Annotated in this window: 12 protein-coding genes; 1 reads left to right on the top strand and 11 read right to left on the bottom strand. The window is 27.6% G+C overall.

Annotation, left to right across the window (positions count from 1 at the left end):
* The first annotated feature begins 226 nt into the window (after positions 1 to 226).
* Complete coding sequence (locus IC173_RS14180) at positions 227 to 553, top strand: winged helix-turn-helix transcriptional regulator (protein WP_227436457.1); 327 nt, start codon at positions 227 to 229, stop codon at positions 551 to 553.
* 90 nt (positions 554 to 643) lie between these two features.
* Here the strand turns inward: IC173_RS14180 and IC173_RS14175 are convergent, their stop codons facing one another.
* From IC173_RS14175 to dapA, 11 genes are all read right to left on the bottom strand, one after another.
* Positions 644 to 2,479, bottom strand: a complete 1,836-nt coding sequence (locus IC173_RS14175; protein WP_227855738.1) for a glycerophosphodiester phosphodiesterase — start codon at positions 2,477 to 2,479, stop codon at positions 644 to 646.
* Between the two features lie 493 nt (positions 2,480 to 2,972).
* Positions 2,973 to 3,422 (bottom strand): GNAT family N-acetyltransferase, encoded by a 450-nt coding sequence (locus IC173_RS14170; protein WP_227483301.1) that lies wholly within the window; start codon positions 3,420 to 3,422, stop codon positions 2,973 to 2,975.
* A 314-nt stretch (positions 3,423 to 3,736) separates the two neighbouring features.
* Entirely contained in the window at positions 3,737 to 4,141 is a 405-nt protein-coding gene (locus IC173_RS14165) for a YmaF family protein (RefSeq protein ID WP_227436462.1), read from the bottom strand.
* Between the two features lie 116 nt (positions 4,142 to 4,257).
* On the bottom strand, positions 4,258 to 5,124 hold the full coding sequence (locus IC173_RS14160) for a pentapeptide repeat-containing protein (protein ID WP_227855737.1): 867 nt from the start codon (positions 5,122 to 5,124) through the stop codon (positions 4,258 to 4,260).
* A gap of 350 nt (positions 5,125 to 5,474) precedes the next feature.
* Entirely contained in the window at positions 5,475 to 5,714 is a 240-nt protein-coding gene (locus IC173_RS14155; protein WP_227436466.1) for a hypothetical protein, read from the bottom strand.
* Positions 5,715 to 5,818: 104 nt separating this feature from the next.
* Positions 5,819 to 6,163: a zinc ribbon domain-containing protein YjdM gene (locus IC173_RS14150; protein WP_227436468.1), complete on the bottom strand. Its 345-nt coding sequence runs from the start codon at positions 6,161 to 6,163 to the stop codon at positions 5,819 to 5,821.
* Positions 6,164 to 6,489: 326 nt separating this feature from the next.
* Positions 6,490 to 7,764, bottom strand: a complete 1,275-nt coding sequence (locus tag IC173_RS14145) for a diguanylate cyclase domain-containing protein (protein WP_255613405.1) — start codon at positions 7,762 to 7,764, stop codon at positions 6,490 to 6,492.
* A gap of 65 nt (positions 7,765 to 7,829) precedes the next feature.
* A complete protein-coding gene (locus IC173_RS14140) occupies positions 7,830 to 8,999 on the bottom strand; it encodes a PAS domain-containing protein (RefSeq protein ID WP_227855735.1) in 1,170 nt (389 codons plus the stop codon).
* Between the two features lie 998 nt (positions 9,000 to 9,997).
* Positions 9,998 to 10,423, bottom strand: coding sequence for a helix-turn-helix domain-containing protein (locus IC173_RS14135; RefSeq protein ID WP_227436472.1), 426 nt, complete (start codon positions 10,421 to 10,423; stop codon positions 9,998 to 10,000).
* A gap of 284 nt (positions 10,424 to 10,707) precedes the next feature.
* A complete protein-coding gene (locus IC173_RS14130) occupies positions 10,708 to 11,340 on the bottom strand; it encodes a ketohydroxyglutarate aldolase (protein WP_227436597.1) in 633 nt (210 codons plus the stop codon).
* A 105-nt stretch (positions 11,341 to 11,445) separates the two neighbouring features.
* Positions 11,446 to 12,351, bottom strand: coding sequence for a 4-hydroxy-tetrahydrodipicolinate synthase (gene dapA / locus IC173_RS14125; RefSeq protein ID WP_227855759.1), 906 nt, complete (start codon positions 12,349 to 12,351; stop codon positions 11,446 to 11,448).
* Between the last annotated feature and the right edge of the window lie 4 nt (positions 12,352 to 12,355).

Below are 12,355 nucleotides of genomic sequence, written 5' to 3'. Positions count from 1 at the left end.
TACCCCCTAAAATAATTTGTTGTATTTTTTATTTCTTTAATAATATAATAAACTCATTAGTATCTATTGTATAGTAAGCACTTTAAAGTACTATAGTTACCTAATAGAAACTATTGGCACAGTTTATTTTTTTAATACTTATATATTTAAAAGAAATTTTTATACGTATTCCCTAAAATGATATAATACTTTAAAGAAGATTATTAAAGAAAGGATGTTGTGATTTATGAAAAAAGATTTACCTGAATGTCCTGTAGAGATTACTTTACAACTCATCAGTAATCGATGGAAGGTATTAATTATACGAGAGCTATTAGATGGTACTAAAAGATTTGGTGAAATCAAAAAATCTATTGGAGATATAACTCAAAAAGTTTTAACATCAAACTTAAGGTCTATGGAAGAAAGTGATTTAGTAACTAGAAAAGTTTATCCAGAAGTTCCTCCAAAGGTAGAATATACTCTAACAGAAACTGGTTATAGTCTTGAGCCAGTTCTAAATTCAATGCATGAATGGGGAAATGATTACAGACACAAAGTTATTAACAAATAAAAATAACCGTATCTCTTCACTATGATACGGTTATTTAAAAATATTATAAAATAAATATATTATTATTTTGCAATTTGCACATTTTTTAGTCTAATACACTTCAATTATATCTTTATTAGAATCATGCCTAAATAAATAATTAGCTACTCTATTTATGAATCCATTTTTCTGCCAATAAATTGCATCATCTACTAAAAATGGATTATCTGTAATTATACTATCTACATTTAAAATAATCATTTTTTTCATTAATTTACTGTTATTAATAGTCCATACAAAAACTTGTTTTCCTTTTTGATGTATGTTATCTACTACCTTTTTATTTATAAAGGTGGACTCTATTCCATATATGTCAACATAGTCCCAGTCATAAAAATTCCCATATGCAACTGCTGTTAAATAACAAGTTACCATATTGGGATTTAATTTTTTAACCCTTTTTAATACATTTTTATTCATGGATGCTACAACGCATTGATTATCTATTCTATTTGATTTAATTAGCTCTAATACTCTTTTTTCTACATCAGTTTTTTCATGACCATTAAGCTTTATTTCTATTAGCAATTTTATTTTGCCTTTAGAATACTTCATTGCCTCATCAAGAGTTGGTATTTTCTCCCCAGCAAAATCTGACCTAAAATGACTTCCTACATCATATGTCTTAATTTCATTATAATCCACTTCCCAAACATTTTTATTTACACCAGTGACTCTTTCAAAATTAGAGTCATGAAATAAAATCAACTCTCCATCTTTAGTTTCTTGAACATCAATTTCAGCATATTCAGCTTGAGTTATGAAGGTTTCTTTAAATGCTACTATAGTGTTTTCTGGAGCAACCAACGCTGAAACCCTGTGAGCCGTTGCTGTTGTGTTATAAAAAAATGAAGTATTAAATAAAATATCATTATTTAAAGAGTACATCATCGACTCAATATGTAAGATAAATAAAATTACTACTATTTTCAAAGTAACTTTTAATATTGACTTTATTGAGTTTTTTTGTTTTTCTAGACTCTTTTTATAGACACGAATGTCATTATATTCATAATAAAATGCAGAAATAAATCCAGTACTAATTATAAATATAGCTATTGATGAAATAAATGCTGCATAATCATTAAACATAATGCATCTACTAATAAATATGTCTTTTAAAAAGTTTGCATTTGTGTAATTTTTAGTCCATATTCCTATCAATATAATAATAACATGATAAATTATATACCCCATAACAGTAATTATTAGAGATAATCCTAAGGAATAAAGTATTAATTTTATTGCTTTTCCTTTTGTAAGGCTAGCACTTTTTTTCCTTGCTTTTTTAAAACTATTTGTATTTAGAGTTACTTCATGTATACTAAAAATCCATCTAATGACTGATATATATAATATTAAAATCAAAACCATATAAATTATATTCAGAACAATATTAGAACTTATATAATCCAATATATATTCAGGAAGTTTTATTTTCCCTATAAAGCCTGAGGTTAGGGCTATATTCGTTAATGGAACTATTAGTAATACAAACACAAATAATAATATATTTTTAGGATTCAATATGTTTATAGATTTTCTTAAGGATAATTTAATAAGTTTAAACAAAGTAATTTTTTCAGAAATTCGTGATTTATCAAAACAAATAATCACTGAAGTAAATTCAAAAAACATATAAAACGCCAATATTATAATTGACAGTATAGCTAATATTATTGATAGAGGATTCGTTAATATTTCTCCTATGTTATCAGTACTTAAATACACTATATTTGCACTTTTCATAGAGCTACTTAATACAAGTTTGATTGATGGTAATATAATCAACAAAGCTAATCCTTTATGAAATAGCTCAAATAGAATTAATGTACTCCAGTTATATTTCACCAATTTTATAAAATTATTTAAAACTTTCTTTTTCATGATATCCCCTTAATCTTTTTATTATATTTTAACCTGTAAATCACTTAAATATATATTATCTTTTAATAATTTATAATTTAATATCTCTCAAATTATTATATTTACAACTATTCACAAATAAAAAAACACTTTCTTCTTCTTAAGAAAGTGCTTTTTACTATTAACTTGTATTTGCTTATATATTTAATATAGTGCTAAATCTATAGAAAATAAAATAAATTATTTTCAAATTTAATTGCTAGAATTAAAATTATAAGGTCTATCATTTTTATAATATTATTTTATTGGACATATCAAACAATAACTAAATATAACTTTCTTCCTTCTTTACAGTCATATTTTAGTGTATTATCATTTGTAAGTTCTATAGCAAATATAGTATCATATTTACCCAAATAGATTAGGAAAATTACAATTTTATTTAAGTTGTAGAATTATCTATATGCATATTTATATTTTCATATGCATATTTTTTCATTTAACTATATCTATATTAACTTAGCCTCATATGTAATATTGGAAATGGATTCCCTTGCCCATCTATTTCAGACCTATCAAACTCTTTAAATCCTAAGTGAATATAAAATCCCACTGCTTTTTTATTTTGTTCATTTACATCAACATATTTTATATTGTATTTATCTATAGCATATAATATTAGTTTTTTTCCAATACCATTACCCCTATATTCATCTTTTATAAATAACATTTCAATTTTATCTTTATCTATTCCCATAAAAGCTTTAATCATGTTATCAACTTTTAAACAAACCATAGTTTCTACTTGTGTCAAACCAATTTTAACTACTGGCTTCAAAGATTCAATATCTTTTTTTGTCAAAAAATCATGTGTTGCTCTTACTGATGATTCCCAAATTTGTAACATCTCTTGAAGCTCTTTTGCACTCCTTTGTTTAACTTCAAAAACTATTTCAGAGCTCATAATAATCTCCTCTCCATAGTATATTTTAATTACATAGTACAACCTTATGTTAAGTATAATCACAATAAAATTTTATTTTGTAAATAGTTTATTATAATTTATAATCATGTATTTTGGGCAAATAAATTCACTGTTGAATACTAGTTAAAATGCCTCTGATACTTATAAATGAATATTCTTTTTTATCAAAGATAGAAGTTATAAAGGACTATGAAAGCTAATATCATAGTCCTCATTAAGTTTAAACATTGTATATAATACACTTTTATACTTTACTTACATTCAATAAATTTGCTACAATAATTTACCTTAGTTTATACTAAAGGTGCTTCTATTTGAGTAGTAAAAAGGAATTTATGGCAATGACCATCACTAACAGTAGTATTTCCACATACTAAGTGAACATGCTTATTAGTTCCTGGTATATTAATTGCTGGACCTGTTGTAACACATATCTTGTGGAAATGGTCAAGAAAATCTACATTATCATTTATTTTATGAACATGATTTGTTCCGCCATTTATTGGTATAACTTCACCTGTAACTCCTGCAGCACGATGATTATGTCTATCTTCACATTCTTCTGCTAATTTAACACTTTCTGAGTATTCATGGACATGTGTCATTTCTTCATAGTCATTATAGCACTTATTACACTTATTATATTTATAATCCTCATACATATAATTTTTTTCACATTTACAATTTTGACAACTCATTTTTATATCTCTCCTATTATATTATATATTAAGAAATTCCTCTAAAGAATCTCTAATATATACTATGAACTGGAGTCAAAAAGGTTCATATTTTGTAAAGTTATGTAATAATTTAATTATTTATCCCAGTATTTAGGATGTACTAGTGTATCTGGTAACTTCGTATTAGAATCTCCCTTTGCAGTATTAATCTGTAATTGTGTAAGGAATATACTATTTTTAAGATTTGCCCCTCTAATATCGCAGTCTCTTAAATCTGCCCCTATCAAATTAGCACCACTTAAATCTGTTTCCCTTAAATTAGCCGCTATAAGAAATTTACCTTTTAAATCTGCTCCTATTAAATTTGTTTTTCTAAGGTCTACTCCTATTAAATCTATACTTTTACTTAATTTTTTCTTATTTTTAAAATTAGAAGTCTTTACAAAGGATTTAGCTTTTTCTAGTACAAAGTCACTAGCTTGTGACAATAATGAATTAACTTTTGTTCGATGTGATATTATATCTAAATCTATTAGTTGTTCTGGACTCATATTAGTTAGCTCATCAGTTTCTTCAATTATTAGATTGAGTTTTTCTTTGATTGAATTAGGTATATCTAATGTAGATGCTTCTTTAAGATACCATAACATTTCATGTAACTGCCTCATAATTAAAAATACTTCAAACATCTGGTTTGCTAATTCTGGCTCTTGTATCCAGTTTTTTCCCTTGTATGTTACCTGTGCTACCTTTTGACCCGAACCAAAGCAATCATACGTAGTACAGCCTCTAAATCCTTGATTTCTAAGATTTTTATGTACAGAACATTTAAAATCTGATTGTAAGTTAGTGCATGGCTTACCTGATTCCTTATCAGCAGGAAAACCTTCTGAAGCAGAAAAATAAAGTGCCACACAACAAAGTCCAAAGCACTTTTCACAATCAATTTTTAAATCTTTAAATAATTGATTATTATATGTATCTCTATGTATAGCTTTCATATTTACTCTCCTTTTATTTTTACATTTTATAATATAAATTAATATTTATTAACAAATCATTTTTAAACTATTTATACAAAATTACTTCTTCTTAATTATAAGTTAAAGTGTCCTTTATTCCAATAGTATACAGTAATCTATCAATATTAATATCTGTGACAATGCCTTTTTCATGCCAATAGTTTTTGCATCCACAATAGTCTAATATTACACATTGCAGAATAAACTAAAAATTTTTCGCTTTTTATTCTCCAATGTGAATTGATGTTTGTATTACATCATTAATTTTCTTTTCAAATATATAATCTAAAGTTGTCACAAAAAAAGAAAGAAATCATATGATTTCTTTCTTAACCAATAATATATTCTAGTAATGTACCTTTTTCTATGTGTTTATCCATTTCTAATCTTTCATTTGGGCCAAATGTTATCCATAACTTTGCTTCCCCATTTTCGTCACACCCAACTACTGCTTCTCCATCTTCACTATCTTCACAGCATCTGTATACTATAGGTACTACTTTTTTCATTTCTTCCATTACTTTATTTACATAATAATCTTGTTCTTCACCTTTTAAAAAATAACACATACGTTACCCTCCTAATGAATTTTCTATTACTACATTAAAGTCTTAAATTTATATTTGCATAATAGCTATATAGATTATTTCATAAATACCACAAATTTTTTATACTATGCTTTTTTGACAACAGAAGACTTTAGTTTCATAGCTCCAAAACCATCTATTTTACATTCTATATCATGCCCATCAGATGGGTCATGAATTAAACGTATACTTTTTACTTTTGTTCCTATTTTTATAGATGATGAACTTCCTTTTACTTTAAGGTCTCTGATTACTGTCACAGCATCTCCATCATTTAACACATTTCCATTTACATCTTTAATAATGTTTGTATCTTCTTCTGTATCTAGTTCTAAAGTCCACTCATGAGAGCATTCTGGGCAAACTAGAAGAGTTCCATCTTCATAAGTATATTCTGAATTACATTTCGGGCAATTTGGCAAATTTTCCATATTCATATGTCCTCCATTTATTATTTTTAATTTTATTTTTAAATATATAAAATTTCTTTTGAGCCTATATGATACCACATTATACTTATATTGACAAATATAGCCTTGTACTTATAGTTTTAAATATTTATAAAAGAAAAAACAGTCAATCTGTTATAATCAACTGCTTTTAAAACTAATACTATTTTTTATAAATTGATATTTCAATATCATTACAAAATTTACCTAATTCCTTAAATAAGAACTCTAATATTTCCTATAGTCAACGAAAATATTTTGTCTAAAGTAAAATTTAATTTATGCCCAACATAGTACTTCTTTTACTACTAAATCATACTGACACATAAATATGCTTCCTTTTGATTCCATGTTATAAGAGTCTTATTAATATCTATAGAGTCATAATTACAATACTGCCCAATATGTAATTTAGGATATGTACTCTTAAATCTTTTATTTCCATACAATAACAAATTATCTTCCTTATCAACAACATAAATACATTGATCAATACTATCTATAATAGCCTGGTATTGCTGCATCTGTTGATTTAATTTCTTCTTTTTCTTACGTTGCAAAAATATTGATAGAACTTGAGAAATCAAAGCTAATGTACTGACTTCTTCTTGTGTCCATAGACGTAGACCAGTACATTCATCAAATCCAACAAATCCTCTGAATACCTCATCTTCTCTATATGCACATTGAAGTGTGGAATGTATGTCTTGACTAGAAAACAATTCCTCTAATTCAGGACTTAATGTATGTACATCACGACAATAGAAAACAGAATCATCTTCAAAGAGTTTTTCATAATCTCCATAGTCCTCATAATCAGCATTTTGCAAGTATTCTATTTGAGGAATGATTCCCTCATTACACCATTCATAAGTATTAGAAGTGTATCGACCATCTTCTGAATTTTCAAAGATATAAGCACGACTCACATTAAACTGCTTACCAATAATTTCAAGTATCATATTAATCGTCTGGTCTATATTATCGGTCTGATAAAGGACACGGAATATATAACGTGTAAGATTATCAGAAGATTCGACGTATTTTTTTTCTGAATCAATAGCTGTCCCAAGAGAAGAGTAATTCAATTCTTCCAAGCCTTTAAAGGCATCATGATTATAGATGACATAATTGTTTTTACCCAAACTTTTTGCCTGATATAAAGCCTTATCAGCTCTTGTATACATTTCCTTGAATGTATTACCATCTTTCGGATATATAGAGATTCCAATACTACAGGTTACTTTTACAGAGCTTTTTTCTTTCTGAAATAGATGACGGAACATATACAGCAATTCTTCTGCTTTCTTTTCTGCATCTTTAGTTGAAGAAATGTTCTTCATAAAAATTGCAAACTCATCTCCACCTATTCTGCCAACAACATCACTATCGCGCATTATTTTTTTCATGCCTGATGCCATCTCTGTGAGCACTATGTCTCCAATCATGTGACCTTCTGTATCATTAATATGTTTGAAATTATCTGTATCAATCATAAATAGCGCACCCATAGCATCTAAATTTTGTTCAACATATTCCTTAATCTGCTTTTCTGTTTCAGCACGATTATAAATTCCTGTCAATGCATCTTTCTCTGCTATGTATTGCAATTTCTCAATCTGTTTTCTTTCTTTTGTAATATCAAGTCCTACACTATAAAAAGATGGTATTCCATCCCAACTGTCTTCTCCACTAATATAACATAGAGTGATAGTCCATATACGTTCTTCTTTTGAGCGCGTATATGCTCTTGCTCAAATACAACATTATCTCCAGACTCTTTTAAATCTTGCGCCATCATCTTCGCACGCTTATAATCCTCAGGATATAAATATAAACATTGGCTATTAAGTTCCTCTTTAAACTGCTCCTTTGTATATTCAATCATATTCAGAAATATATCATTATACCAGAGTATTGTAAGATAATCCCTTGCATCCATTCGAATCATTCCTGCTGGAATAGTTTTCAGGATTGATTCTCTTTCCTGATCTTTTTTTGCAAGTTTATACTCAGAACTGTACATATCATAAGACAACTCTATGCGTGCTCTGTGTCCTTCCCAATTTATCATACGATTTTTAATCATAAATGTTCGCTTCAACTTGGAATTGTAAAACTCCCATTCATATGTCTCATCTTTTTTTAAACATGAATTGGTACAGAATGGACATGGGGAAGTTCTACCTTGAATTACCTCATAGCATTTTTTCCCAATCACCTCATTTGCTGATGCCTGTAGAGTATTACATGACTGTTTATTTACGTACAACAACTCATATGTATCCATATCACTTATATATACATTTCCAGCATACTCTGACATCATCCACTTAAAACTCTCTGTACTTTCTTTTTCCATCTCATATAGTTCATTCTGTCTAATTTTTAACTCATCAATATTTGAATATATGATATAGACTATTGCTTTTCCATCCTCCTGTGGCTCAACTAATATACCAGTCATTATTACCCAAACATATTCTCCATGATTTACTGGAATGCAAGTTTGATATTCTACACTTTTCTTACCATTCTGATAAGCATCTAAAAAACGACTTTTCATAGCTTCAAAATGATAAAGATTATCTTCATAATAATGTCTAAGACTAGAAAAATGAGACAAAAATTCTTTCTCTGTATATCCCAACAACTGATAAAAAGCTGTATTTCCCCAGATAATTGTAAATGAATCATCTAAAACATGCTTACTAACTCCAATATCCATAGCTTTTAGCATGTCCTCTGAAATAACTTCATTATTTGTTACTTTCTCTTCTTTACACATTCGATGTGTCCCAGTATCTTCTTGCTTCATTTTTAATTATCCTCCTCTCTTTATCCCCACTTCTAATCTATTGTGCTAATTAGCATAATGATAAAAGTGAATACTCAGTGTGTCAAATTATTTTATTTACAATATTGTTTTATTTAACTTTTAAATTTTCACACATCGTCCAGCTTGAATGCTAAAGGTATGGCTATTGTTGATTTCCCTAATGCTACAACTTCAAAAATTATACAAATTGATTTCTTCTAATTTAGGCAATAGGTTTGATTTATTGCAAACAAAACTTGATTAATTTTATATATAGGGTGGAACTTATTGTTTCTTAACCATAATTTTCTGATATTTATCTAAAATTTGCCTTCTTTTAATGAAATTATATCATAACTTGAACTTTAAATCAGTCCTTTTCTAAATAGAAAAATAAGATAAAACCATTGAAATTATGGAAAAAATAATAGAAAATCATATCAATTTAAATATACTATCTACAGTGTTTTGTATTAACTCTACAAGTCTGATTGACCATTGCTATTTTTAATACGTATTTTTAAATATTCTTCTAAATTATCTTATAAAACTATATGTTTTTCGAGTTAATTATATATTAATATTCATTTTTTTAAACTTAGAGATACTATCTATTCTTAAATTCTTTTTAATATCAATTAAATATATTCTTTGTTTTTTATTCTATGTTATATACTATACACATAAAAACTGTATCTATTACTTATAGTATAGTTATTTGCTGTACTATAAGTAATTTCTTCACTAAAAAATAACCACATAAGTAATTATCTTATATGGTCTATGTTAATTATTCATTATTATAAAGTTTTATTTTTAAGTGTACTACAGTAAATGTACTAAAATTGTTTAATAAATTTATTTTCTTTCTTATCAATAATTAAAAAGTAAGTGGTTATACCTAGATAATTATTATCTAATATAGCATCAGAAAAACTACCTCAATCTTCAACTAAAAGTAAATCTGTAGGTTTAACTTTTTTAAAATTTAATTTATTCTATTTTTTTATATAGTCCAGTATATAACTAATTCCCATACCTATAAAACTACCAACTATCCCCCACATAAAATTACTTGTGACAAATCCAATTGAGATGCCAATTATAAAACCACCTATAATTAAATTATCTGATGGGTCATTTTCTTCCTCATTTTTATCATAATCTGCGATATTATCAGTAGGTAATTTACCTGGTACAATCGTATCTTCAGCTTCAGTTTTATTTGTATTAACTATCAAATCATCTAAAGTTACATTAAATAGATTTCTTAATAGTATTAAATTTTCTATATCTGGATATGTTTTATTGGATTCCCATTTTGATATAGCTTGCCTAGATACATTTAGCATTTCAGCAAGTTGTTCTTGTGATAGATTTCTTTCTTTTCTTAGTCTTTTTAAACTTTCCCCCAAGTTCAACATAATCACCTCATCTCAATTTAAATTATATTTATTTATTGATTTATTCACAAGACTTATATAGTTGCACCATGTTAACTATTAGTTGCATTGCTGAATTTATCTACATTTCAAATAAAAAAATAATAAAGGAGTTGCCTTAAAATTGATTTTTTTCTAATCAAATTTTAAATTCAACTCCTTTTTTGGAATTTTAAATGAAATTTATTTCTTGAAAATAAGCTACTCTTCGTAAAAAAGAAAGCTGTTACACATCAATTTATAATTGTTTAGCAACAGCTCTAACTTTAAGCTTTTCTTATATTTTTAATTGTTTCACGAATCTTTCTGGCATTTTCAGCAATATCTTCAACACTACCCTTGGTTAATAACCCACCAAATCCACACACATCAACACCATTTTCCAACCATATATGCAAGTTATCAAGAGTAATTCCTCCACTTGCCAATATTGGCATATCAGGTATTGGTGTTTTAAATACCTTTACTAGTTTAGGTCCATAGAAATCTGATATTGGAAAAGCTTTGATAAAGGTAGCTCCTAAACTCAATGCATCTACTGCTTCTGTTAGTGATGTACACCCTGGTGCGTAAGGAATTTGATATCTATTACAAGTTTTTGCTACACCTTCATTGTAATTCGGTGCAATAATGAACTGAGCTCCATGTAAAATGGCATGACGAGCTGTTTCACTATCTAAAACTGTTCCAGCACCCACACAAAGTCTTTTACCATACTTTTTGCTAAGCCCTTGAATGATTTCTCCAGCATTATTCAAGGTATAACTCATTTCTATAACTGGTACTCCACCTTTAATACAGCCTTCAGCAATCTCACATGCACGCTCAAGTGTTTCCACTCTTACAATTGCTAGAGCTCCACATTCTACCATTCTTTTAGTTATATTCATCTTTTTCATACCATTCACCTCTACATTCATCAAAGCATTTTGATTCTTCATTAATTCCAATCCCATTTTACAATACTATATTAGTTATATGTCAATGTGATGTCACTATCTGCGTTATCTATTCTCACAGTTTTTATTGAATAAAGTTTTATAATTTTCAACTACTTGCTTAATTTCTTCAAGCAATACTCCCATTGGCTCAATTACAGGAAGTCGTGCAGTCCCAACATTAATTCCATTCAAGACAACAGTTTTCTTTATAACAGATGGAATAGTCCCAAATTTTAGGATACGACGAAGTTCTTCAATACTATTTTGAGCTTTTTGAGCTGCTCTTAAATCACCCTTAATAAAGTTATCATAAATAGCAATATCAATCTCTGTTAAAAAATTTGCTGTGGCTGCTACAGCACCTTGCCCACCAGATTTCAAAGTATCAAGAATAAGGGAATCTGAACCTGAAAATACACTAAAGTCTTCATTCCTAGTTATTTCAATATAAGCTTTTATATTATCAAGCTTACCACTACTATCCTTTATTCCAACAATATTTTTTACCTTAGATAATTCATGTACTGACTCAGGTTCAATATTAATTCCAGTCTTACTTGGCATGTTATACATCATAATTGGTAAGTTAACTGCATTAGCAATAGTTTTATAATGTAAAATTAATTCCTGTTGTGTTGGTGTTACAAAATATGGCGTAATAATTGATAATGCACTTGCACCTATTTCTTCCATTCTCTTGGATAAACTTATAACTTCACGAGTTGAATTAGCTCCTGTTCCAACAAAAACAGGTACACGATTGTTAGTGTGATTGATAACAATCTTTGCAAATTCAACCTTTTCATCATCTGTAAGTACATGACATTCACCATTAGTTCCTAAAATAAATAATCCATAGATTCCTCTATCAATTAGATAATCAATCAATTCACATGTTGCGTGTGGATTGATATTTTGATTTTCATCAAATGGAGTTATCATTGCACATATAATACCTTTATATTTCATAAAA

Source organism: Clostridioides sp. ES-S-0048-02 (assembly GCF_020658495.1).
Lineage (GTDB): Bacteria > Bacillota > Clostridia > Peptostreptococcales > Peptostreptococcaceae > Clostridioides.
Note: the sequence above shows the minus strand (reverse complement) of the source record. Positions and strands in the feature narration are given on the sequence as shown.